Origin of the sequence: Aeromonas sp. R4-1 (genome assembly GCF_040908325.1) — a bacterium.
Lineage (GTDB): Bacteria > Pseudomonadota > Gammaproteobacteria > Enterobacterales > Aeromonadaceae > Aeromonas > Aeromonas veronii.
Genome location: NZ_JBFODM010000098.1, coordinates 193916 through 217529 on the forward strand (window position 1 = coordinate 193916; position 23614 = coordinate 217529).

The 23614-nt window shown below is 60.3% G+C and carries 23 protein-coding genes and 5 tRNA genes; 20 read left to right on the top strand and 8 right to left on the bottom strand.

Translation table 11 applies throughout. The annotated features are described in order from the left end of the window. Positions 1 to 151: 151 nt before the first annotated feature. The 4 genes from AB5Y90_RS19230 (at position 152) to AB5Y90_RS19245 (ending at position 2753) form a co-directional block, all read left to right on the top strand. Positions 152 to 1414, top strand: a complete 1263-nt coding sequence (locus tag AB5Y90_RS19230) for a DUF4010 domain-containing protein (protein ID WP_307895597.1) — start codon at positions 152 to 154, stop codon at positions 1412 to 1414. 86 nt (positions 1415 to 1500) lie between these two features. Further along, the gene (locus AB5Y90_RS19235) at positions 1501 to 2091 is read left to right on the top strand and encodes a sugar O-acetyltransferase (RefSeq protein WP_307895598.1); all 591 of its coding nucleotides are present in this window, start codon (positions 1501 to 1503) and stop codon (positions 2089 to 2091) included. Continuing rightward, positions 2088 to 2426, top strand: coding sequence for a DUF1294 domain-containing protein (locus AB5Y90_RS19240; protein WP_307895599.1), 339 nt, complete (start codon positions 2088 to 2090; stop codon positions 2424 to 2426). Before AB5Y90_RS19235 ends, AB5Y90_RS19240 begins: the two co-directional genes overlap by 4 nt. A 114-nt stretch (positions 2427 to 2540) precedes the next feature. Next, on the top strand, positions 2541 to 2753 hold the full coding sequence (locus AB5Y90_RS19245) for a hypothetical protein (protein ID WP_005348798.1): 213 nt from the start codon (positions 2541 to 2543) through the stop codon (positions 2751 to 2753). An 85-nt stretch (positions 2754 to 2838) separates the two neighbouring features. Here the strand turns inward: AB5Y90_RS19245 and yrfG are convergent, their stop codons facing one another. Then, complete coding sequence (gene yrfG, locus AB5Y90_RS19250; protein ID WP_307895600.1) at positions 2839 to 3519, bottom strand: GMP/IMP nucleotidase; 681 nt, start codon at positions 3517 to 3519, stop codon at positions 2839 to 2841. Positions 3520 to 3663: 144 nt separating this feature from the next. Here yrfG and nudE point away from each other — a divergent pair, with 144 nt between their 5' ends. From nudE to AB5Y90_RS19265, 3 genes are all read left to right on the top strand, one after another. Beyond that, positions 3664 to 4272, top strand: coding sequence for an ADP compounds hydrolase NudE (gene nudE / locus AB5Y90_RS19255; protein WP_307895602.1), 609 nt, complete (start codon positions 3664 to 3666; stop codon positions 4270 to 4272). 37 nt (positions 4273 to 4309) lie between these two features. Further along, the gene (cysQ, locus tag AB5Y90_RS19260) at positions 4310 to 5122 is read left to right on the top strand and encodes a 3'(2'),5'-bisphosphate nucleotidase CysQ (RefSeq protein ID WP_213391854.1); all 813 of its coding nucleotides are present in this window, start codon (positions 4310 to 4312) and stop codon (positions 5120 to 5122) included. A 437-nt stretch (positions 5123 to 5559) separates the two neighbouring features. Beyond that, entirely contained in the window at positions 5560 to 6831 is a 1272-nt protein-coding gene (locus tag AB5Y90_RS19265) for an aromatic amino acid transport family protein (protein ID WP_041209026.1), read from the top strand. Positions 6832 to 6901: 70 nt separating this feature from the next. On the opposite strand, the gene AB5Y90_RS19270 is transcribed toward AB5Y90_RS19265, so the two are convergent. From AB5Y90_RS19270 to metJ, 3 genes are all read right to left on the bottom strand, one after another. Next, complete coding sequence (locus AB5Y90_RS19270) at positions 6902 to 7240, bottom strand: tRNA-binding protein (RefSeq protein ID WP_368167572.1); 339 nt, start codon at positions 7238 to 7240, stop codon at positions 6902 to 6904. Between the two features lie 84 nt (positions 7241 to 7324). Continuing rightward, the gene (locus AB5Y90_RS19275) at positions 7325 to 8047 is read right to left on the bottom strand and encodes a helix-turn-helix domain-containing protein (RefSeq protein WP_368167573.1); all 723 of its coding nucleotides are present in this window, start codon (positions 8045 to 8047) and stop codon (positions 7325 to 7327) included. A gap of 41 nt (positions 8048 to 8088) precedes the next feature. Further along, the gene (gene metJ, locus AB5Y90_RS19280; protein WP_005340251.1) at positions 8089 to 8412 is read right to left on the bottom strand and encodes a met regulon transcriptional regulator MetJ; all 324 of its coding nucleotides are present in this window, start codon (positions 8410 to 8412) and stop codon (positions 8089 to 8091) included. A 197-nt stretch (positions 8413 to 8609) separates the two neighbouring features. Between metJ and metB the strand changes: the two genes are divergently transcribed. Both metB and AB5Y90_RS19290 read left to right on the top strand, forming a co-directional pair. Then, the gene (metB, locus tag AB5Y90_RS19285) at positions 8610 to 9782 is read left to right on the top strand and encodes a cystathionine gamma-synthase (protein WP_368167574.1); all 1173 of its coding nucleotides are present in this window, start codon (positions 8610 to 8612) and stop codon (positions 9780 to 9782) included. Further along, on the top strand, positions 9782 to 12238 hold the full coding sequence (locus AB5Y90_RS19290; protein WP_368167575.1) for a bifunctional aspartate kinase/homoserine dehydrogenase II: 2457 nt from the start codon (positions 9782 to 9784) through the stop codon (positions 12236 to 12238). Before metB ends, AB5Y90_RS19290 begins: the two co-directional genes overlap by 1 nt. A gap of 93 nt (positions 12239 to 12331) precedes the next feature. On the opposite strand, the gene AB5Y90_RS19295 is transcribed toward AB5Y90_RS19290, so the two are convergent. Beyond that, positions 12332 to 13597: an inorganic phosphate transporter gene (locus AB5Y90_RS19295; protein ID WP_005343043.1), complete on the bottom strand. Its 1266-nt coding sequence runs from the start codon at positions 13595 to 13597 to the stop codon at positions 12332 to 12334. Positions 13598 to 13622: 25 nt separating this feature from the next. Then, positions 13623 to 14303 carry a TIGR00153 family protein gene (locus AB5Y90_RS19300; protein WP_368167576.1) on the bottom strand — a complete coding sequence of 227 codons (681 nt, stop codon included), beginning with the start codon at positions 14301 to 14303 and terminating at the stop codon, positions 13623 to 13625. A gap of 169 nt (positions 14304 to 14472) precedes the next feature. Here AB5Y90_RS19300 and AB5Y90_RS19305 point away from each other — a divergent pair, with 169 nt between their 5' ends. Next, entirely contained in the window at positions 14473 to 15441 is a 969-nt protein-coding gene (locus AB5Y90_RS19305; protein ID WP_307895611.1) for an inorganic triphosphatase, read from the top strand. 91 nt (positions 15442 to 15532) lie between these two features. On the opposite strand, the gene dapA is transcribed toward AB5Y90_RS19305, so the two are convergent. Then, on the bottom strand, positions 15533 to 16405 hold the full coding sequence (dapA, locus tag AB5Y90_RS19310) for a 4-hydroxy-tetrahydrodipicolinate synthase (protein WP_043820620.1): 873 nt from the start codon (positions 16403 to 16405) through the stop codon (positions 15533 to 15535). A 280-nt stretch (positions 16406 to 16685) separates the two neighbouring features. Here dapA and rsmC point away from each other — a divergent pair, with 280 nt between their 5' ends. From rsmC to AB5Y90_RS19355, 9 genes are all read left to right on the top strand, one after another. Continuing rightward, complete coding sequence (gene rsmC / locus AB5Y90_RS19315; RefSeq protein ID WP_160881011.1) at positions 16686 to 17714, top strand: 16S rRNA (guanine(1207)-N(2))-methyltransferase RsmC; 1029 nt, start codon at positions 16686 to 16688, stop codon at positions 17712 to 17714. 151 nt (positions 17715 to 17865) lie between these two features. Then, positions 17866 to 19083 carry a glucose-1-phosphate adenylyltransferase gene (glgC, locus tag AB5Y90_RS19320; protein ID WP_005340236.1) on the top strand — a complete coding sequence of 406 codons (1218 nt, stop codon included), beginning with the start codon at positions 17866 to 17868 and terminating at the stop codon, positions 19081 to 19083. Next, a complete protein-coding gene (gene glgA / locus AB5Y90_RS19325; protein WP_307895612.1) occupies positions 19073 to 20533 on the top strand; it encodes a glycogen synthase GlgA in 1461 nt (486 codons plus the stop codon). The genes glgC and glgA overlap by 11 nt, the downstream gene beginning before the upstream one ends. Before the next feature lie 128 nt (positions 20534 to 20661). After that, positions 20662 to 20747, top strand: a tRNA-Leu gene (locus AB5Y90_RS19330). Positions 20748 to 20800: 53 nt separating this feature from the next. After that, positions 20801 to 20886 (top strand) — tRNA-Leu (locus tag AB5Y90_RS19335). Positions 20887 to 20930: 44 nt separating this feature from the next. Then, a tRNA-Leu gene (locus AB5Y90_RS19340) sits at positions 20931 to 21016 on the top strand. Positions 21017 to 21062: 46 nt separating this feature from the next. Then, positions 21063 to 21148: transfer RNA gene (locus AB5Y90_RS19345), tRNA-Leu, on the top strand. A 71-nt stretch (positions 21149 to 21219) separates the two neighbouring features. Continuing rightward, positions 21220 to 21305: transfer RNA gene (locus AB5Y90_RS19350), tRNA-Leu, on the top strand. Positions 21306 to 21414: 109 nt separating this feature from the next. Beyond that, a complete protein-coding gene (locus AB5Y90_RS19355; protein WP_005343036.1) occupies positions 21415 to 21687 on the top strand; it encodes a late competence development ComFB family protein in 273 nt (90 codons plus the stop codon). Here the strand turns inward: AB5Y90_RS19355 and AB5Y90_RS19360 are convergent. Further along, positions 21682 to 21891, bottom strand: a complete 210-nt coding sequence (locus tag AB5Y90_RS19360) for a hypothetical protein (protein WP_005357820.1) — start codon at positions 21889 to 21891, stop codon at positions 21682 to 21684. The genes AB5Y90_RS19355 and AB5Y90_RS19360 overlap by 6 nt on opposite strands. Positions 21892 to 22192: 301 nt before the next feature. On the opposite strand from AB5Y90_RS19360, the gene nhaC reads away from it, so the two are divergent. Beyond that, positions 22193 to 23602 (top strand): Na+/H+ antiporter NhaC, encoded by a 1410-nt coding sequence (nhaC, locus tag AB5Y90_RS19365; protein WP_047438574.1) that lies wholly within the window; start codon positions 22193 to 22195, stop codon positions 23600 to 23602. Positions 23603 to 23614: the final 12 nt, after the last annotated feature.

Below are 23614 nucleotides of genomic sequence, written 5' to 3' on the forward strand. Positions count from 1 at the left end.
AAATAACTCTTTGCTTATCTCTTTTGCTCATATCAACTCAGCCACCCGCACCGGGAGCCGGACGCAGACTCTGTGAGCCATGCCCCTCAGTGACCTCAAGCGCTGTGCCATCATGGGAACAAGGCAGGCAGATGACGAAAAGGAAGTCGTTATGTGGATCAATGCAGAACCGGTCAACGGAGCCCTGGTCTCGCTGGCCATCGGCCTTATCATCGGGCTGGAGCGGGGCTGGCAGGTGCGCCAGCTGGGGGACAACCAGCGCATCGCCGGAATGCGGACCTACGGCCTCATCGGCCTGCTCGGCGGGGTGTGCGGTTTGCTGCTGCCCACCCTGGGCCCCTGGCTGCCGCTGCTCGGCCTGCTGGCGGTGGTGATCGGCTGCGGCCTCTCGGTCTGGCTGGCCCAGCGCTGGCAAGGGGAGTTCGGCCTCACCAGCTCGGTGGCCATGGTGCTCACCTATCTGCTGGGGCTGATGTCGGTACTGCTGAGCCCGAGCGAAGCGGTGGCCTGCGCCGTGCTGGCCGCCCTGTTGATGGGGTTGAAGGGGCAGATCCAGCAGGGGATGCTGTTTCTCAGCGAAACCGAATTCCACGCCACTCTGCGCTTTCTGCTCATCTCGCTGGTACTGCTGCCGGTACTGCCCAACGAGGAGATGGGCCCTCTCGATGCCTTCAACCCCTTCAAGATCTGGCTGATGGTGGTGGTGATCGCCGGCATCTCGTTTTGTGGCCACTTCGCGGTACGCCTGCTCGGTACTCGCGCCGGACTGGTACTCACCAGCATACTGGCGGGGTTGGCCTCCTCCACCGCCCTCACATTGCAGTTTGCCCGCCTCAACAAGGAGCAGGGCGGGCTGGAGCGACTGCTGGCTACCGGCATCCTGCTGGCAGGGGCCACCATGTGGCTGCGGCTGCTGGTGCTGGTGCTGCTCATTCACAGCGAGCTGGCGATGCGCCTCGTCGCCCCCCTGTTGCTGCTGGCCACCACTGTCTACGGCTTTGCCTTCTGGTTCTGGCGCCAGCGCGAGGAGCTGACTGACGGCCCGGTACAGCCGGAAACCAGCAACCCGCTCGATCTGGCCACCGCCATCAAGTTCGGCCTGCTGCTGGCACTGATCGGCTTTATGGCCACCCTGTTGCAGAGCAAGGTGGGCAACTCGGGGGTCTACCTGCTGGCGCTGGTGTCGGGGATCACCGATGTGGACGCCATCACGCTGTCGCTCTCCCAGCTTTCCCACAAGGAGCTGGCGCTGGAGGTGGCGGCCCGCGGCATCCTGCTCGCCGGTCTGGTCAACTCGCTGGTGAAGGGGCTGCTGGCCCTCGGCATCGGCGGTCGCAGTCTCGGGCTGCGGGTATTGCTCCCCTACTTCGTCTCGGCCCTGCTGATCCTGCCCCTCGTCTGGCCCGCAGGTTGACGGGGATCACCTGCAACAAGTGACAGACTGACGGCGCCCCTGACAGTCACGTATACTGCCTGCTCTTGCAGCATGAGGAGGTAGCAATGGCGAGCGACTGGGACAAGGTACTGGCTGGCGGGGCACTGGATAGCCAGAGCGAGGAGATAGCCAACGACCGGATCCGCGGTCAGGCGTTGCTGGCCCGGCTCAATGGTTCATCGGCGGGCGATGCCTCTTTGCGCCAGCAGATCTGCCGCGAGCTGTTCGGCCACTGCCCCGACTCCTGCTGGATCAGCACGCCGTTTACCTGCGAATTTGGCCGCAACATCCACATCGGCGAGAAGACCTTCTTCAACTTCAACGTCACCATTCTCGACGTGGGCGAAGTGCACATCGGCAGCCATGTGCTACTGGCCCCCAACGTGCAGATCTACACCGCCACCCACACCATGAACTATCTGGAGCGACGCAACTGGACCGCCTACAACAAGCCGGTGCGGATCGGTGACGACTGCTGGATTGGCGGCGGCGCCATCATCTGCCCCGGCGTCACCATAGGGCCGCGCTCCATCATAGGTGCCGGCGCCGTGGTCACCCGCGACATCCCGGCCGACTCGGTGGCGGTGGGCAATCCGGCCAGGGTGATCCGCACCCTCAAACAGGACGAGGAGCGCTGCTGGGAGCTGGCCCAATGATGGCGCTGGCGCTGCTGCCACTGGGCGCCGCCCTCTGGCTCGGCCTCGGCGAACAGCAGTGGTGGCCGCTGGCCACACTGCTGACCATGAGTCTGCTCACGGTGGCCGCCTACGCCTGGGACAAGCGGCAGGCAGTGCGGGGCGAGTGGCGCATTCCCGAATCCCGTCTGCATCTGCTGGAGCTGTGCGGCGGCTGGCCGGGCGCACTGGTGGCCCGCCAGTGGCTACGTCACAAGACCCAGAAGCGCAGCTACCGGCTGGTCTTCTGGTTTATCGTGCTGCTGCACCTCACCCTATGGGCGCTCTGGGTCGGGCGGCCACTCTGGCAGCAATAGCCAACTGCATCACAAAGGCTAAAAGGGCCCCATTGCGGCCAATTGGCGGCTGTGAGAAAACAGAACGGATCCCATCAGCGTTTTCGCCGTCTATAGACGACAAGGAGTCGTGACATGACCATGTGGACAGGCATAGTCCTGATCGTATTTATCAGCGTATTGTTCGGATATCTCGGCAAACGGGCCCGCTATCAGATGGGGGATGCCCGCATCACCGACCGCCTCGGCAAGCAGGATCTGGTCATTCGGGAGCTGCAAGAGCGGGTCGCCAATCTGGAGGCGATCGTCATCGAAGAGGAGAAGCGGCGCCCGTTTCGGGAGCTGTGATTTTTCGCCATCAGGCGTCAGATAACCAAAATTCAAATCAAAGAAAGAGGGCTGCACGATGCAGCCCTCTGTCGTTTCAGCAGATTCAGATCGCCAGCGGCAGCAACTCCGCATAATCGCGGATCGCCGGAAAAGCGGTGATGCTCTGCTCCGGCTTGCAGCTGTCCGGATTCTGGATCGCCAGCTGGTAGCCTATGCCATAGTCGGCGGCAGCCCGCAGGATCCGCTCGCTGTCATCCACAAACAGGGTGCGGGCCGGATCGAACGCCAGCCGCTGTGCCAGCGCCTGCCAGCAGTGCTGGCTCTCCTTCGACCAGCCCAGCTCGTGGGTACTCACCATCAGATCCAGATGGTTGCTTAGTCCCAGCTGCGCATCCTTCACCGACAGACTGGCGGGGTGGGCATTGGTAAAGAGCACCAGCTGCTTGCCCGCGGCGCGCAGCTCGGCCAGAAAGGGGATGGCGTGGGGACGCCACTGGATCTTCGCCAGCAGCTCCTGCTTGAGGGCACGAATATCGAGCCCCAGGGTCTCGCTCCAGTAATCCACGCAGTACCAGTTGAGGGTGCCGTTGACGGCGTGATAGTGGACGTCGATCTGCGCTTTGGCTTCATCCAGCGGCAGCCCGAGCCGCTCGGCGTAACGCTCCGGCACCAGCTGCTGCCAGAGGTGGTTGTCAAAATGCAGATCGATCAGGGTGCCATCCATATCGAGCAAAACGGTGTCTATCTGGTGCCAGGGCAAGGTGGTAGCGCGGGAGTGTGGCATCGGGCCTCTTGATCGCGGATCTCGGAAAACGGGGCGGCAGTATAACGGATTTTTCCTCTCCCTTTCCCCTCCCTGCCCCGTGGTGTTCGGTGTGGGAGTCGTTTACTCTTGAAGCACGATTTTTTAACGAGCAGCCAGCGTCCGATGAGCGACCCCCACAAGAGCAAACCCGAGCACATCTCAGCCGACCAACTGGATCACCCCAAGAGCAAGCCGGAGATCCTCAAGGCAGAGATAGTGGCCGAGAGCCGACTGTTCAGAGTGGAGTCCCTCCACCTCAAATTCTCCAACGGCGAGGAGCGGGTCTACGAGCGGATGCGCGGCGGCAATCGTGGCGCCGTCATGGTGGTGCCGCTGTTCGATGCCCACACCCTGCTGCTGGTGCGCGAATATGCCGCAGGCACCCACACCTACGAGCTGGGCTTCCCTAAAGGGCTGATCGACCCGGGCGAAGATGCCTTCGAGGCGGGCAACCGGGAGCTGATGGAGGAGGCGGGCTTTGGCGCCAACAGCCTGACCCTGCTCAAGCAGGTGTCGCTGGCGCCGGGTTACTTCTCCAGCCGGATGGACATTTTACTGGCGCGGGACCTCTTCCCCGAGCAGCGGATCGGCGACGAACCGGAACCGCTGGAGGTGATCCCCTGGCCGCTGAACCGGATCGACGAATTGCTGGCGCGACCCGACTTCACCGAGTCGCGCAGCATCAGTGCCCTGCTCTTGGCCCAAAAGTGGCTGGCCGAGCAGGCAGAGTAGCCCGCAGACGGGCAGTTAACAGACAGAGGATAACGAGATGCAGGAGTTGTTGGCCTGGGTGCCGGGGGTCAAGGAGATTGCCCGCGAAGCCGGAAGGATCCTTCACGACATCTATCACGGCGGTCAGTTCGAGCGTCAGCTGAAGGAGGATGCGACCCCGGTCACCAGTGCCGATCTTGCTGCCGATGCCTACCTTAAACAGGCGCTCTCAGCGCTCACCCCCCATGTGCCGGTGCTGACAGAAGAGGCGGCCGACATCCCCTTCAGCCAGCGCGCCAACTGGCGGCAGTACTGGCTGGTGGATCCCCTCGACGGCACTGGCGAATTTATCGCCGGCAGCGGCGACTTTGCCACCCTGATCGCCCTGGTGCGGGACAATGTGCCGGTGCTGGGGGTCATCTACGCCCCCGAGTCCAACGTGCTCTACTGGGCGGTGCGCGGCTACGGCGCCTTCAAGGAGGTGAATGGCGAGGTACTGCCCATCAGCGCCATGCATCACGAGCATGACCAGCCCGACTCACTGGTGGTGGCTATCAGCCGCCGCCAGAAGCTGGAAAACCTCACCCGCCGTCTCAACCCGGCCATCAACTACGAGCTGATCCCGCTTGGTTCCAGCTCCCTCAAATCCTGTCTGGTGGCGGAAGGTGCGGCCGATTGCTACGTGCGGCTCGGCCCCACCGGCGAGTGGGACACCGCCGCCGCCCAGTGCATCGTCGAGGCAGCCGGTGGCCGTATCCTCAGTCTGGCGTTGCAGCCACTCAGCTACAACGAAACCGAGTCGCTGGAGAACCCGGACTTTATCGTGATGGGGGATCCGGACCTCGCCTGGGGTAGCATTCTGGCCCACTAGGCAGATAGCGATATCATCACACCAGACAAGCAGGCGGCCCGATGGCCGCCTGCTTTTTCAGGGAAGTTGCCCCGGGTGATGGTCGGTGTGATCCGCTGGTCAAGGCACTCTTGAACAGCGTGATACGCTGGCAAAGCGGCAAAATGATAGTGAAACATCACAATCGGTCGGCGAGAAATGGTGCGATTTTTCACGTAATTCTGAAAACACCTGATTAGCCAAAATAAAAAAATGATAGTAGATCAAATTTTGGTTTTATATTTCACAAAATTCACCAATATCAGTTTTGTTCCATTCTGTGAACCAGATTCCATTCCCAATCTCGCTGGCTAAACCCCGCAATGGCAGTGATATGTTTCAGTCTCGCTTTTTGAGAATTAAATCCCGATAAACCACAATGAACTCAGATTAAAACACTAACAAAAAGTGAATTAGTAATGAGTTTATCTGTAGAGGCTACCAAGGAGCTATCCGGTTCCTGCTCCACCACGTCCAGCACCACCCGCTGGCGCCGTCACGACACCCACTGGGTCATCAGTCTGTTTGGCACCGCCGTTGGCGCCGGTATCCTGTTCCTGCCCATCAATCTGGGCCTGGGCGGGATCTGGCCTCTCGTCATCGTCGCGGTACTGGCAGGCCCCATGACCTTCCTGGCCCATCGCGGGCTGGCGCGCTTCGTGCTCTCATCGTCACGCCCCCACGCCGACTTCACCGAAGTGGCGGAGGAGCATTTCGGCAAGATGGCCGGCCGCCTCATCTCTGCGCTCTACTTCCTCTCCATCTTCCCGATCCTGCTCATTTACGGGGTCGGGCTGACCAACACGGTGGAGAGCTTTATGGTCAACCAGCTCGGCATGGCGACCCCGGATCGGGTGATGCTCTCCGGCGTACTGGTATTCGCCATGATCGCCGTGATGCTGGCGGGTGAGAAAGCGATGCTGCGCGCCTTCGCCTTTATGGTCTATCCGCTGGCGGCCATTCTGGCGGCCCTCTCCTGCTACCTGATCCCCCAGTGGCAGTGGCCGGAAGTGACGGCGTTTGAAGGGGTCAGCTTCCTCAACACCGTCTGGCTGGCGCTGCCGGTGACCGTGTTCGCCTTCAGCCACGCCGCCGCCATCTCCGGCTTTGCCAACGTGCAGCGTCGTGAATATGGCGAGCAGGCAGAAGCCAAGAGCGGCCTGATCCTGCGCAACACCACAGTAATGCTGGTGGGCTTCGTGCTCTTCTTCGTCTTCTCCTGCGTGCTGAGCCTCTCGCCAGCCCAGCTGGCTGAAGCCAAGGCCCAGAACGTCTCGGTGCTCTCCTATCTCGCCAACATCACCGACAACCCGGTGATTGTGACTCTGGGGCCGCTCATCGCCTTTATCGCCATCAGCTCCTCCTTCCTCGGTCACTTCCTCGGTGCCCGCGAGAGCCTGAAAAGCCTGATCGCCAAGCCCACCGGCCTGCCGCTGGCCAAGGCGGACAAGGTCGGCATCGCCCTGATGTTCTTCTCTATCTGGGGCGCCGCCGTCATCAACCCGGGCATTCTGGGGCTGATGGAGACCCTCTCCGGCCCGGTCATCGCCATGATCCTGTTCATCATGCCGGTGATTGCCATCTACAAGGTGGAGGCGCTGGCCCGCTTCCGTCACGGCTGGACCAACGGCTTTATCCTACTGACCGGTTCGCTGGCGGTATCGGCGCTGATCTTCAGCCTGTTGAAGTAACGACTCGCAACAGAAAACAAAAAGAGAGGCGACCTTGGGTCGCCTCTCTTCTCTCTGTTCGGGTGTGAACTCAGCCCAGCTTGGCGCCGTTCTCCACCTCCCGCTCGGGGATAGCCATCACTACGGCGCCATCCGGCCGATAGAAACCGGTCAGTAGAAACTCCGACTGAAACGGCCCTATCTGTTTGGTCGGGAAGTTGACTACGGCGATGATCTGGCGGCCCACCAGCTGCTCTGGCTGGTAGAGTGCGGTGATCTGGGCGCTGCTCTTGCGAATCCCCAGTTCAGGGCCAAAATCCGCCCACACCTTGTAGGCCGGTTTACTTGCTTCGGGAAACGGCTCGACCCGCACCAGGGTGCCCACCCTCAGCTCCACCACCTCGAAATCCTGCCAGCTAATCGTCTCCATTTCGGCTCCTGTTTATCGTGTACCTTGCATGACCCGCAGCATGGCCCAAAGAGAGCATCCCGTCTTCGGCGATCAGCCGTTTCGTTACGGCAGGTGGCCGTTTTGCTGGCGCCAGAGGGACGGAGTAAGCCCGGTCTCGGCCAGGAAGCGCTCGCTGAAGGCCCCCTGATTCTGGTAACCGCAGCGGCTGGCAATCTCGCCAACAGGCAGTTGTGTACCGGCAAGCAGAGTACGCGCCAGCGCCATGCGTCGACTGCGAATGTAGTGGGAGACGCTCGTCCCCAGCTGCTGGCGAAAAGCGAGCTTGAACTGGCTCTGGCCAAGGCAGGCGATGGCGGCGAGTTGCTGATTGGTCAGCGGGGCGGCGAGGTTGGCATCGATATGGCGTTGCACCTTGAGGATGCGGGCGGCAAGACGCGGCGTGGCAGTGCTCTGCATCCCCTGCCCTTCAGCCAGCAGAGAGAGCCACACCTGCTCCATGCCCGCCACCTGCCGCCCCTCGGCCACCATGCGGTGCAGAAAAGCGAGGTAGTGGCGCTGGGGCTCATCCAGCTCGATAAAGGGGCAGGCCGCCAGATCGCCGGGCAGCCAGCCGCTCTCCTGCACCAGAAACGAAAGCGCGGGATCGGCAGCGTAGTCGTGTCGCTCACCGGGGGCGATGATGCAGGCAGAACCGGGGGCAAGTCGACGCACCCGGCCCTGCACCTCGATCTCGAGGGGGCCGTCGAGGGGGATCACCAGCTGGGCAAAGTCGTGGCTATGGCTGCAAACGTGGTGGTGATAGTGGCGCAGGCTGAAGCGGGACATGGCTGATAGCAATGACGCGGCCAGGGCCGCGTCATCAGGGGTTATTCCTTGTCGAAATCTTCGATCTCTTTGCCCAGCGCTTCCATGATGGCGCGCGCTTCGGCCGGGACACTGTCCGGTTGATCCTTGCGCAAGTCTTCGTCGCAAGGGAGCGGCTGGCCGGTGAAAGCGTGCAGGAAGGCTTCACAGAGCAGCTCGCTGTTGGTCGCATGACGCAGGTTGTTCACCTGACGGCGGGTGCGCTCATCGGTCAACACTTTCAACACCTTGAGCGGGATCGAGACGGTAATCTTCTTGACCTGTTCGCTCTTCTTACCGTGTTCCGCATAGGGGCTGACGTAGTCGCCGTTCCACTCTGTTCCCATGACTCACCTGTTCTCATTTAGCCGTGAGCGCGGATTTTAACCCTTAAGGAAATTAATGGCAATCCAACAGCAAAGCCATTTAGACGTCTGGAAGTGTTGACGGCTTTTTTAAGCTGGCGTAGTGTGGTTGTCCATGAGCCCGCAATGGCGCGTGGCAGCAAGATGCCGGCGTGTGAAGAGACATCAAGGAGAGTGATATGACCCACAAGGCCACCCTGGCGGTTCGCACCGGGATTGAGACAGACACACAGCACGGTGCCGTGGTGCCCCCCATCTACCTCTCCAGCAACTACACCTTTGCCGACTTTGGCGAGCCCCGTCAATACGATTATGCCCGCTCCGGCAATCCGACCCGCACCAATCTGGCGGACGCGCTGGCGGCACTGGAAGGGGGCGCAGGCGCCGTGGTTACCGGCACAGGCATGGGGGCCGTCCATCTGGTCACTACAGCACTGCTCAAGGCGGGGGAGCTGCTGCTCGCCCCCCACGACTGCTACGGCGGCACCTGGCGCCTGTTCGAGTATCTGGCGGCCAAGGGACACTACCGGGTGCAGTTTGTCGATCAGGGGGATGAGGCCGCACTGGCCACCGCGCTGGCGCAAAAGCCTGCGCTGGTATGGATCGAGACCCCCTCCAACCCGCTGCTGCGGGTGGTGGATATCAGCGCCATCGCCAGCGCCGCCCACGAGGTGGGTGCACAGGTGGTGGTGGACAACACCTTCCTCTCCCCCCTGCTGCAACAGCCGCTGGCCCTCGGTGCCGATGTGGTGGTGCACTCCACCACCAAGTACATCAACGGTCACTCAGACGTGGTGGGCGGAGTGGCGATTGCCAAGGAGGCAGCACTGGCCGAGTCGCTGGTGTGGTGGGCCAACTGTCTGGGGCTCACCTCCGGGGCGTTCGACTCCTACCTCACCCTGCGCGGCCTGCGCACTCTGGCCCCCAGATTGCGCACCCATCAGGAGAACACCGATCGCATCCTCGCCTTCCTGCAACAGCAGCCGCTGGTGAAACGTATCTATCACCCCAGCCTGCCGAGCCATCCTGGCCACGATATTGCGCGCCGTCAACAGTCCGGCTTTGGCGCCATGCTAAGTTTTGAACTCGATTGCAGCGAGGCGGGCATTCGCGCCTTCCTCGCGGCCCTCACCCTCTTCTCGGTGGCCGAGTCCCTCGGCGGGGTGGAGAGTCTGGTGGCCCATCCGGCCAGCATGACCCACAGGGCCATGACCCCGGCGGCGCAGCAGGCAGCAGGCATCAGCGCCCAACTGCTGCGGTTGTCGGTCGGTATTGAACACGGTGAAGACCTGGTGGCCGATCTGGCTCAGGCTTTTGAACAGGCGCAGCAGGCAGAACAGGTAGCGAAGTAATGGAACAGCAGCAACAAGGAGAGATCGCGGTGGCAGCAGAAGCAGGATTGAAGCGACGTCACGTCCACAAATTTGGTGGCAGCAGTCTGGCGGATCCGGTCTGTTATCGCCGGGTCGCCAGTATCGTTGAACAACAGGTGGGCGGGGATGAACTGATCGTGGTCTCCGCCGCCGGCAAGACCACCAACCGGCTGATCCAGCTGGTGGAGCTGGCCGAAGCGGGGGACGAAGCCGCCGGTAAAGCCATCTCGGCCCTGCAGGCCTATCAGCAGAGCCTGATCGACGGCCTGCTGGAGGGTGAACTGCAGCTCGATCTGAGCAAGCTGCTGGCCGACGACATGCAGCTGATAGCCAAAACGCTTGAAGGGCAGTTTGATCGCTTCGCCCGCAACGGCCTGCTCGCTTTTGGCGAAGTGTGGTCGGCGCGCCTACTGGCGGCCCTGCTCACCAGCCGAGGCGACAAGGCTATCTGGCTCGATGCCCGCAGTTTCCTGCGCGCCGAGGATGGCGCTCTGGTCAAGGTGGATACCGCGCTTTCCAGCGAGCTGCTCAAGGCGCGACTGGCGGAGCATGCCGGTCGCATCGTGGTAACCGGCTTTATCGCTGCCGACATGGAGGGGCGCTCCCTGCTGCTCGGTCGCAACGGCTCCGACTACAGCGCCAGCCTGTTGGCGTTGCTGGCGGATGGTGAATCCACCACCATCTGGAGCGACGTGGCCGGGGTCTACAGCGCCGACCCGCGCCGGGTGAAGGAGGCGCGTCTGCTGGAGCGCCTGAGCCTCGCGGAAGCCAACGAGCTGGCCCGCCTTGGCTCTTCGGTATTGCACTCGCGCACCCTGCAACCTGTGGCCGACAGCCGCCAGCGCCTCACCCTGCGCTGCAGCTACAACCCGGATGAGGGCTGCACCCATATCCTGCGCCGCGCCCCCCGCTCCGGTGGCGCCCGCATCGTCTCCTCGGTGGATCAAATCGCCCTCATCGAGTTGAAGGTGCTGCCGCAGACCAACTATGAGCAGACGGTGGCCACCATCGAGGCCCATCTGGCCCGTCACCGCCTCAACCCGCTCACCCTGCAGCGCCAGCCGGATCGCCGGATCCTGCGCCTCGCCTACACCCTCGAGGTGGCACAAGGCGCCTTCGAGCTGCTGCGCGACTTCCAGCTGCAAGGGAGCTTCACCGGCCTAATCCAGAAAGAGGGGTTCAGTCTGGTGGCGCTGGTCGGCGCCGGTGTCACCGACAACGCGGAGCAGTGTCATCGCTTCTATCAGCTGCTGGCAGATCAACCGCTGGAGTTCGTACAGGTGGCCCGAGATGGCCTGAGTCTGGTGGCCGTGCTGCGTCAGGTAGTGCTGGAGCCGCTGCTCATCGCCCTCCACAGCGCCCTGTTCAGCCGCCCGACCCGGGTCGGACTGGTGGTGTTCGGCAAGGGCAATATCGGCGGCCACTGGCTGAGCCTCTACGCCCGTGAAAAGGCACGGCTGGAACATGAGCTCAATCTGGCGCTCACCCTCTACGGGGTGTTCAGCTCGGAAGGAGGCCTGCTCGATGAAGAGGGGCTCAACCCCCTCAAGGTACAGGACAACTTCAATCCTAAGCCGCTGATCTGGCCGGAGTTGCTCTCCCAGCTTGAACAGCACGGCTTCGATGCGCTGGTTGCGCTGGACATGACCGCCAGCGAAACGGTGAGCCGCTACTACCCGGATTTTGCCCAGCTCGGCATTCACATCATCGCCGCCAACAAGTTTGCCGGTGCCGCCGACAGCGAGTTCTACCAGCGCATCAAACAGACCTGTCGCGACCACCAGGTGCAGTGGCGCTACAACGCCACCGTGGGCGCCGGGCTGCCAATCCAGTCCAGCATCCAGATGCTGCGCCAGAGCGGCGACCGCATTCAGGGGGTCTCCGGCATCTTCTCCGGCACCCTCTCCTGGCTGTTCCAGCAGTATGACGGCACCCGCCCCTTCTCCGAGTTGGTGGACGAGGCGTGGCAGCACGGCCTGACCGAACCGGATCCCCGCGAGGATCTCTCCGGTCAGGACGTGCGGCGCAAGCTGCTTATTCTGGCGCGGGAAGCAGGCTTTGAGCTCGACTCCGCCGATATCGAGCTGGAGAATCTGGTGCCCGTCCCGCTGCGCAAGGTGACAGCCGATCAGTTCATGGACAGACTGAAAGAGCTGGATGGCCCGATCCAGACCGCCTTCGAAGGGGCCAAGCGCCTCGGCAAGGTGCTGCGCTACGTGGCCCGCTTCGAGCATGACGGCAAGGCGCGGGTCGGACTGGAGGCGCTGGAGCCCCACCACCCGTTTGCCAACCTCTTGCCGTGCGACAACATCTTCGCCATCGAGAGCGACAGTTACCGCACCAACCCGCTGGTGATCCAGGGGCCGGGGGCGGGCCGGGAAGTGACCGCCGCCGCTATCCAGTACGATCTGTGGCAGATCTGCGCCAGCCTCTAAGGGAAATATGCAAAGGGAGCAGCACCTCAGCTCCCGCGCACAATAAAAAAGCCCGAGTCGATGACTCGGGCTTTTTGCTGAATGCCGCTTCGATTAGGAGAAGCAGGCCTGCAGCACGTAGAAGATGGCGATAGCCAGAATGGCACCGGCAGGCAGGGTGATGATCCAGGAGACCACGATGTTGCGCAGAACACCCAGATTCAGCGCCGCAATACCGCGCGCCAGACCGACACCCATCACAGCACCGACCAGGGTCTGGGTGGTGGAGATGGGTAGACCGGTACCGGAGGCAATCACCACGGTCGCGGCAGTGGCCAGCTGGGCAGCAAAACCACGGCTCGGGGTCAGGTGAGTGATGCCGGTACCGACCGTCGCCATCACCTTCTCGCCCATGGTCGCCAGACCGATCACGATACCGATACCGCCCAGCGGCAGGATCCACCAGGCAATGGCTGCCTGACTGGAAATCTCGCCACCGGAAGCCACGATAGAGGCCACCGCAGAGAGCGGGCCAATGGCGTTGGCCACGTCGTTGGAGCCGTGGGCAAAGGCCATGGCACAGGCGGTGATCACCATCAGGATGCCGAACACCTTCTCCACGTTGGCGAAGTGCATCTTGCTGTCATCCTGCGGGTTGTACTTCTGGCCGCGAATGTAGATCCAGCCGGCAAACGCCACTGCGATGGAGATGGCGATGGAGAGCAGAATGCCCTCGCCATCGCTCAGGTGCAGACCGACGTGGGTCAGCCCCTTCTTGATGGTCACCAGACAGATCACCAGCGCAGTCAGGAACATGTAGAACGGCACATAGCGCTTGGCGTTGTTCAGGGGATCATCGGTGTTGAAGATAAGCTTCTGCACGCTGATGAACATGAAGTAGGCGATGACACCTGAGATGGCCGGGGTGATGACCCAGGAGCCGACGATGCCGCCAAACTTGCTCCACTGCACCGCTTCCGGGCCAATGCTCACCACCGCAAAACCGACGATGGCGCCGATGATGGAGTGAGTGGTGGAAACAGGCCAGCCGAAGTAGGAGGCGAGGATCAACCAGGCGCCAGCCGCCAGCAGGGAGGCGATCATGCCGAGTACCAGCAGGTCCGGGCTATCGACAAACGCATTGCTGTCGATGATGCCGTTACGGATGGTGGCCGTCACTTCGCCACCGGCCAGATAGGCACCGGCAAATTCGAAGATCATGGCAATGATGATCGCCTGACGGATGGTCAGGGATTTGGTGCCGACCGATGTTCCCATGGCGTTGGCCACGTCATTCGCGCCAATGCCCCAAGCCATCAAAAAGCCGAACAAGGCCGCCACGAGCACCAGAGTGGTGCCGTAATTCGCGATAATGTCCATTAATAGTGTTTACCCAGTCAGTCGATTACGAACGAGCCAGCATCAGTTCCAGACGGGCGCCTACGCGCTCGGCCTGATCTGCCAGGTCACCTACCCATTCGAGGATCTTGTAAAGGAACATCACATCGATCGGATTGTAATTGTGCTCAACCGCTTGCAGCTGTTGGCGCAGTCCGATCTGCATGGTGTCTGTATCGTCCTCGATCAGATCCAGCTGGTGGATCATCTCGGCAACCATTTCCACTTCCCGTCCTTTGAAGCCGGTCTCGAGCAGCTCGTCGAGCTCCCCGATCGCTTTCTCGGCCTGAGCGGTCGCATCAATACAACGTTTGAGGTAAGCCATGAAATCCGTCCGCATTTCAGCGGGGAATTCCATGCGACGGCCAAGCATGCGGCCGGAGATATCCTTGGCACGGTTGGCAATCTTGTCTTGCTGGGTCAACAGCTCCAGCAGGTCGGTACGTGCAACCGGCAGGAACAGGCCGCGAGGCAGTTTCAGACGGATTTCACGCTTGAGGGTATCTGCCTCTTTTTCCAGCTGGGCGATCTGCTGCCGGATCTTCTCGGCATCTTCCCAACGGTCTTCGGCAACGGCGTCAAAGAAAGGAATCAACTGCTGGGAGCACTGGTGAACCTTGACGATATGCTTCTGCAGCGGCTTGATGGGGGACTTGGCAAAAAGCCCCAAAATAGTATTTACTGGCATGGCCAAACCTGTGTCGGTGAAAAAACACTCGATACGATTTTATGAGGCGCGCATGGTAACCGAACTGCGCCCTCAATTAAACCGCGAATTAATCTAGTCGTCTCGCGGGCATTATATCCCCGCGACCCGAATCCTGCCCCCCAAAGTTGCCTGCCAGCCCGGAATGACTATGCAAACTGAGATCGAGATAAAGTTTTTTGTCGCCCGCGACATTCAACCCGAGTTATCCAACCTGCTGAATTCTCTTGAGATTAAAGAATCATCACAACAGCAGCTCGGCAACGTCTATTTCGATACGCCGACCCTGGCTCTGCGCCAGCTGGAGATGGGGTTGCGCATTCGCCGCTGCGACACCTTCGCCGAGCAGACCATCAAATGCCGCGGCCAGGTGGTGGGCGGCCTGCACGCCAGACCCGAGTACAACGCCCCCGTGAGCGGCGATCTGCCGACCCTCTCGGCCTTTCCCGATGAGATTTGGCCGACCCTGAGCGAGCGTGACCACATTCAGCAGCAGCTGGTCGCCCAATTTCGTACCGACTTCCTGCGCCGCCACTGGCTGATCGCCTTCGAGGGGGCCGAGATTGAGCTGGCCTGGGATCAGGGAGAGATTGTCGGCAGTCAGGGCAGCACCACCATCAACGAGCTGGAACTGGAGCTCAAATCAGGCGCGACCGCGGCGCTGTTTGCACTGGCCCAACGCCTCGCCAGGATCGGCGGGCTGCGCCTTGGCGCCCAATCCAAGGCCCAGCGCGGCTATCGACTGGCTGGTCTTGGCAAACCGCTGGCCCTGCAGGCACTGGTCGAACATGAAGGTATGGATGGCATAACGGGGGTAAGCGAGGGGCTGCGTCACTGGCAGCATCACGAGCAGCTCTGGCTGGAGCATCCTCAGGATAAAGGCATTCAACAGCAGGCACTCGCGGCCCTGTGCCAAGGGATCGATCTGGTCGCCCGCAGTGCGGCCGCGCTGCCACAACCAGTGCTCTGGCTACCCGCCCTGACCAACCTGCAAGCCCATCTGCAAGCCCAGCCGGACGAGCATGACGAGTGGCCTGCCGAGCTGGCCGATCTCTTCCTCTATCCGGCGTATGTCGAGTTGCAGCTGGCCATCGCCGCCTGGCTGCATCACGCAGCCTGAGCGTGGCCATACCGTTACTAAAGGTCGGAAATAAAGACCGGAAACAAAAGCCGAAAACAAAACGGGTGAGCCTTGGCTCACCCGTTTTGCACTACAGCAGGTTGAGCTGCTGCATGGCGCTGCGAATGCGCTCGCGGGTCGCTTCTGACAGCGGCATCACCGGCAGGCGGCACTCCTCGCTGCAGAAACCGAGCAGGGAAGCGGCATATTTGGCACCAGCCGGGCTCGGCTCGGCAAACATCGCCTGATGGAGCGGAATGAGCTTGTCTTGCAGCTCACGCGCTTCTTGCCACTTGCCCGCCAGCGTGAGGTTCTGCACCTCGGCCACCAGCTTGGGCGCCACGTTGGCGGTCACAGAGATACAGCCCTGACCGCCGCCGATGTTGTAAGCAACCGCAGTGGCATCTTCACCGGAGAGCCAGGCGAAGGGCTTTTTGATCAGCTGGCGCTCGGTCCAGGGGCGCGCCAAGTCGCCGGTGGCATCTTTCACCCCGGCAATGCGCGGCAGCTCGGCCAGACGGGCCAGGGTCGCGGGTTGCACGTCAACGATGGCGCGCGGCGGGATGTTGTAGACGATGATCGGCTTGGCGGTGGCATCGTGTACCGCCTTGAAGTGGTGGTAGAGCCCCTCCTGATTGGGACGGTTGTAGTAACCGGCTACATGCAGGGTGGCATCAGCCCCCACCCGCTCTGCATGGAGGGTGTACTCGATAGCTTCGACCGGATTGTTGGAACCGGCCCCGGCAATCACCGGAATGCGACCTGCGACCTGCTTGACCACCAGCTCCACCACCCGGCAGTGCTCGTCATGGGTCAGGGTCGGACTTTCCCCCGTGGTGCCCACCGGCACAATGCCGTGAGTGCCCTGTTCGATATGCCACTCCACCAGACGCAGCAGCGCCTCTTCATCCAGCTTTCCCTGTCGAAACGGGGTGATCAACGCAACGATTGAACCTTGAAACATGGGATCTCCTTCTCCTAAATGACGCGCATATGGCAATAAAAAACCCCGGTACGATGTGCGCAACCGGGGTTTGAAGCTTCTCAGGGATGAGAGGTTACGCGCGAACGTCGGCAGGCCCGAATTTCAGGCTTTTTTTGTGCTTTCGTTTCAACCCGTTGAACCGCATTTCGTCATCTCTGGTCAAAAAATGGTGTCTGGGCATATTTCGGGAACACGGCATAAATGTCAAGGCGAAAGGGGCTATGTATAATGGCCGCCCAAAATTGCGTGGAGAGACCCGATGAGCAGCCCTATCAGTGCCGTCAGCCAGATGCTGGAACGAAACCAAGCCCTCTTTGTCGGCAAGCGGCTACTTGTCTGCGGCGCGCTGGAGGATGACTACCCCCGCCAGCTGGCGAGCCTGGCCCGGACCCTGACCGTCTTTACCACCGATTACTGCTACTACCGCAGCCAGCAGGCCGCCCTCGGCGAGGCTATCCTGTTCGACCACCAGCTCGGTGGCGCCCCCCGCTTCGATGCCCTGTTGCTGCTGATGCCCAAGGCCAAGGCCGAGGCACAATATCTGCTGGCCATGATGACCCCCTTGCTGGAAGAGGGTGCCGATCTGTTCCTCGCTGGCGAAAACCGCGGCGGCATCAATGGCGCCGACAAGCTGCTGGCCCCCTATAGCGAACAGCCGATCAAGCGCGATTCAGCGCGCCGCTGCTCCCTCTATCACGGTGAGCTGAGCAAGCCGGTTGAACCTTTCAATCTGGATAGCTGGTTTGGCCGCTATCAGTGCAAGGCGGGTGATACCGAGCTGACCGTGCTGGCGCTGCCCGGCGTCTTCAGTGCCGCCGAGCTGGATCTCGGCACCCAGATGCTACTGGCCGCCGTGCCGCCGATGACGGGCGAATTGCTCGATTTCGGTTGTGGCGCCGGGGTGATTGGGTCTGTGCTGGCCAAGCGCAATCCGGATCTGCGGGTCAACATGGTGGATATCAGCGCACTGGCACTCGAATCGAGCCGCCGCACCCTGGCGATCAACGGTCTGCAGGGCAAGGTCACCGCTTCCGATGTCTATTCGGATGTCTCCACCCGTTTCCAGCACATCGTCTCCAACCCGCCATTCCATGCGGGTCTCAAAACCTTCTATGCGGCAACCGAGCAGTTCCTGGCCAAGGCGCCGGCATTTTTGCTGCCAAATGGTTCGCTGACCATTGTTGCCAACGCCTTCTTGCGCTACCAGCCTATACTGGAGACACACTTCAAACGGACTGAAGTGATCAGCAGTGATGCCAAATTCAAGGTCTATCTGAGCAAAATGTAAATAAGTGTAAGCAGCACAATAAAACAGCTAGAGAGCGCCATCCGGCATCTGATAAGGTATTAAGCACACGATAAAAACCACCCCTTTAGGGGTGTTTTTATACCGAACATTGAAAACCTTTTCATGTTGTTAATTCAGGGAGAGAAATACGATGGCAGGCATTTTGACCATGATCCTGGCTGGTGGCGAAGGTACTCGCCTACAGCCTCTGACCACCACCCGCAGCAAGCCTTCCGTCCCCTTCGGTGGCAGCTACCGGCTGATCGACTTTGTCCTCAACAACTTCGTCAACGCCGACTTTCTGCGCATCTATGTACTGACCCAATTCAAATCCCAGTCCCTCTACCTGCATATGAAGAAGGGCTGGAATATCGTCGGCATCACCGACCGCTTTATCGATCCCATCCCGGCCCAGATGCGGATGGGCAAACGCTGGTATGACGGCACCGCCGACGCCATTTACCAGAACCTAGGCTTTATCGAGCGGGCCGAACCGGATCACGTCTGCATCTTCGGCTCCGACCACATCTACAAGATGGATGTGAGCCAGATGGTCACCTTCCACAAGCAGAAGAACGCCGCCATGACGGTCGCGGCACTTCGCATGCCCATCGAAGAAGCGAGCGCCTTCGGGGTGATCGAGGTCGATACCGAAGGGCGGATGATCGGCTTTCAGGAAAAACCAAAGCAGCCCAAGCACATTCCCGGCGATCCGACCCAGGCGCTGGTCTCCATGGGCAACTACATCTTCGAGACCGATGCCCTCTGCCGCGAGTTGAAGCGGGATGCCGCCGAGGAGAACTCCAGCCACGACTTTGGCAAGGATGTGATCCCGAGCCTCTACCCACGTGCCCCCGTCTATGTCTATGACTACAGCACCAACGTCATCCCCGGCGAGAAACCGCACGTCTACTGGCGGGATGTGGGCACCCTCGACTCTTATTGGCAAGCGCACATGGACCTGGTGGCCGACAATCCCCCCTTCTCCCTCTATAACCGCAAGTGGCCCCTGCACACCCACTATCCGGCGCTGCCACCTGCTACCTTCATCGACAGCGACGAGTGCAAGGTGAAGATCGCCAACTCCCTGATCTCCGCCGGTTGCTTCATTCAGGGCAGCCAGATCCAGCGATCCATCCTCGGTTTCCGCTGCAATATCGGCGCGTGCAGCCATATCAGTGAGTCCGTGCTGCTGGGGGATGTGAAGATTGGTGAAGGGTGCTCCATCCGGCGCGCGATTATAGATAAAAATGTTGAAATTGCGCCCGGCACCGTTATCGGTGAAAATCTGGACCACGATAGAGAGCGATTTACCGTATCCGAAGGCGGTATCGTGGTGGTACCTAAGGGAGCAAGAGTTGGCTATTAACCCACTGAAAATCCTGTTTGTTGCCTCGGAAGTTGAGGGGCTGGTCAAGACCGGGGGCCTGGCAGATGTCGCCAGAGCCCTGCCGATGTACCTGGCCCAGAAGGGGCATGATGTCAGGATCATGCTCCCCTTCTACAAGACGATAAAGCGACGGGATGAGGCCAGACTGGTGGCGTCACGCTGGTTGCCAACCCACCCCGGGCTGCCTGATATCGGTTATCGCATCTACCAGATGGAGCTGGATGGCGTCTGCGTCTATCTGCTCGACTGCCCGCAATATTTCGATCGTCCCCAGCTCTACGCCGAAAACAATCAGGCCTATCCGGATAATGGCGAGCGCTTTGCCTTCTTCTCGGCCGCGGCCCTCCATGCCTGCGAGCAGCTCGGCTTTGCCCCTGATATCGCCCACTGCAATGACTGGCACACCGGCCTGCTGCCACTGCTGCTGAAAACCCGTCACGCCCACAACCCCTTCTTCCAGCAGACCCGCAGCGTAATTAGCATTCACAATGCGGCGTTTCAGGGGGTGTTTGGCCGCGAGCAGTTCTGGGCCATGCCCGAGATCGCCGACTACGAACGCCGCATCAACTACGACTACGGCCACGTCAATCTGCTCAAATGCGGGGTGCTCTACGCCGACAAGATCAATGCGGTCAGCCCCAACTATGCCCAGGAGCTGCTGACTCACCTCGGCGCCCACGGCATGGCGCATATCTTCCAGCAGCGGGCGGCGGATCTCTGCGGCATACTCAACGGCTGCGACTACAAGGACTGGGATCCTGAGTTCGACGAATTCCTGCCTGCGACCTACAGCATCGACAACATGGCTGGCAAACAGATCTGCAAAGAGAACCTGCAACAGGAAGCGGGGCTGGCCGTGGCGGACTTGCCCATCTACGGCATGGTTTGCCGCCTGACCGAGCAAAAGGGCGTTCCCCTGCTGCTCCCTGCGCTGGAGAAATTCCTCCACCATCAGGTACAAGTGGTGATCGTCGGCTCTGGCGATCCTGCGCTCGCCACGCAACTGCAAACCATGGCCCGGGATTATCCGGGCAAGCTCGCCTTCATCAATACCTATGACGATCGGCTGGCTCATCTGGTCGAAGCCGGTGCCGACTTTTTCCTGATGCCCTCGCTGTTCGAGCCTTGCGGCCTCAACCAGATGTACAGTCTCGCCTATGGCACCCTGCCACTGGTGCGGGCCGTGGGTGGTCTGAAAGATACCGTGGTGGATTGGGATGCCGATCCCGAGCATGCCACCGGCTTCTGCTTCAACGATCCGACTGCCGCCATCCTGCTCGATACCATGCGCCGCAGCCTGCTCTATTTCCTGCAGGACAAAGAGCGTTTTGCCAAGGTGCAGCGCAATGCCATGAGCACCCGCTTCAACTGGCCTGACTCAGTCACCCAGTATGAACGGATGTATCAGAGTGCATTGGGCCGTTACTGAACGCCAAACGTCAGCTGATTGCTGAAGTTTTGTACCCTTGGCGCCACTTTGGGCGTCAACAGCGAAAAAAGTCCCCTTTGGCTGTTGACGCTCCCCCAAAACTCTATAGAATCCCCCTCCGCAGTGATGCGAAGGTGGCGGAATTGGTAGACGCGCTAGCTTCAGGTGTTAGTGTCCCACGGATGTGAGGGTTCGAGTCCCTCTCTTCGCACCAATACTGCCATGCTGATTCAGCAGCATGTAAATCCAACTAGAAAACCCGAATGTGCGAAGGTGGCGGAATTGGTAGACGCGCTAGCTTCAGGTGTTAGTGCCCCCCGGGTGTGAGGGTTCGAGTCCCTCTCTTCGCACCATGCTTCTCCAGACAGCATGTAAATCAAAACTGGTAACACAATGTGCGAAGGTGGCGGAATTGGTAGACGCGCTAGCTTCAGGTGTTAGTGTCCCACGGATGTGAGGGTTCGAGTCCCTCTCTTCGCACCATGCTTTATCCAGACAGCATGTAAATCCAGACTGGAAACCCGAATGTGCGAAGGTGGCGGAATTGGTAGACGCGCTAGCTTCAGGTGTTAGTGCCCCCCGGGTGTGAGGGTTCGAGTCCCTCTCTTCGCACCATGCTTCTGACATGTAAAAACAGAGCAATGCGCTCCAACCGCATTTAAAAACCAGCTGGAGAAAATCAGTGTGCGAAGGTGGCGGAATTGGTAGACGCGCTAGCTTCAGGTGTTAGTGTCCCACGGATGTGAGGGTTCGAGTCCCTCTCTTCGCACCATTCATTACGCAAAAGGCCCATCACGAAAGTGATGGGCCTTTTGTTTTTACTCCTTGTTATGGCTATGCTTTTGACGACTCACCGCTCATCGTCATGCCAAGGAACGCATATGATACTGGATACCGACATTCACAACTTTTACGAACATCTGGTGCTCAAGGAGATTGAGAAACAGGGGCTGCAGCAAAAGCTCAACAGCGATCAGATGGCCGACCTCTGCTGCCTCACCCTCAACCAGCTTCCGGCCCACTATATTCGCCACAATGTCGACATGATCTACTTCCTGACCGACGCCAAGCGCACCGAAATGGAAAAGCTGGTGGTCGAATCGCTCAAGGTGGCACAGCAGAAGATCAAGCAGGCTCCCGTCAAAAGCTCATAACCAGGGCTGCTGCCAGAGCAGGGTAACGATACCGGTCAACCCGGCCACTGGCAGCAAGATCAAGGCGGGCCGCAATCCGGGCTCCAGCATCACCCAGGCAGCCAGCAGAAAACCGGCACTCCAGGTGCCGTACTCTTTATCCTGACCCCATGCGAGTACGGCCACCGCCACCAGCAACATCATACCCCGCAATATCCAGCGCATTGTTTTCTCCCCAATCAACAATTGATAATAATTATCATCTTCATCTACTGGGGATGCAAGTGGCGTCACGAGCAAGCTTCGTATGTGGCCCTTTGTGTCAACAGGCCGCTCAAAAACGGGTTATGAGATCAACTAATTTGTGATTTTTTCAATCAAATGTGCATTTTTGCCAATTTGATGGGGCTTTAACCCGCCGGGTTTGTGGTAGATTGCGGCCTCTTTTTGGGTTGCCCCCTCGGGATCGATGTATCCACAGGACGAGAGGGAGTGACCTTGGCGAGCAAGAGTTTAGGAAGTATCTATGCAAAACCAACAAAACCACATCCGACTACCGGGCATGGCACAGGTATTTGCCTGTCTGGCCATTTTCCTGGCCCTGGCATTCTCGTTCACCAGCGTGCTCGATCTGCCGATCCAGCTGGCGTTGTTCATCGCCTGGTTCGTCATCATGGGGCTTGGCATCAAACTTGGCCACGATTACAAATCCCTGGAGCAGGCTGCCGTTGACGGCGTTGCCAAGGGAATGGGGGCCATCCTGATCCTGGTCTCCGTCGGTGCCCTGGTCGGCACCTGGATTGCCGGCGGCATTGTTCCCAGCATCATCTATTTCGGCCTCAAGGTGATCCATCCGTCCATCTTCCTGCTGGCAACCTTGATCATCTGCTCCCTGACCTCGCTGGCCACCGGCACCTCCTGGGGCTCTGCTGCCACGGCCGGCATCGCCATGATGGGGATCGGCCACAGCCTCGGCGTGCCTGCGCCACTGGTAGCCGGTGCCGTGCTCTCCGGCGTCTACTTCGGTGACAAGCTCTCTCCGCTCTCCGACTCAGTAGTGCTGGCTTCGACCATGTCCAACGTCGACGTGGTGGAGCATATCAAGGGGATGCTGCCGATCAGCCTGCTCTCCTATGTCATCACCGCCGTGCTATTCACCGTGGTGGGCATGCAGTATTCGGGCAACGTCAGCCTGGAGCAGGTCAATCTGGTGATGGAGGCTCTCGACAACCAGTTCAATATCACCCCGCTGGCCATAGTGCCGGTGGTGCTGGTGCTGGGCCTGTTGGCCAATCGCAAGCCCGCCTTCCCGGTGATCAGCTTCGGTGCCCTGCTGGGCCTGATCTGGGCCATCGCCTTCCAGGGCATGGATCCGGTCAAGGCGATGCACTCGGCTTATAGTCCTTTTGCCATCACCTCCGGCATCGATTTTATCGACAACATTCTAGGTCGCGGCGGCATGGAGTCCATGCTGGGCTCGGTTGCGGTCATCATCTTCGGTCTCGGGTTTGGCGGCCTGCTGGAGAAGGTCGGTATTCTGGAAGTGATCGCCAGCGCCTTCGAGAAGCGCATCAACAGCGTCGGCAGCCTGACCAGCCACACCATCGGCACCGCGTTTCTGGCCAACGTGTTTGGCTCGGCAATGTATGTGTCGCTGATCCTGACCCCCAAGATCATGGCCAAGAACTACGACCGACTGGGACTGGCGCGCAAGAACCTCTCTCGCAACGCCGAGTTTGGCGGCACCCTCACCTGCGGCATGGTGCCCTGGAGCGACAACGGCATCTTCATGGCCGGGGTTCTGGGGGTGGCAACCCTAGACTACCTGCCCTACATGTGGCTGAGCTTCACCTGCATCATTGTGACCATCACCCTCGCCTACATGGGCAAGGCAGTGAACCGGGTCCCGCTGGTCGCGGCGGCAAGCTCCCGCTAAGCCATCCTGCAA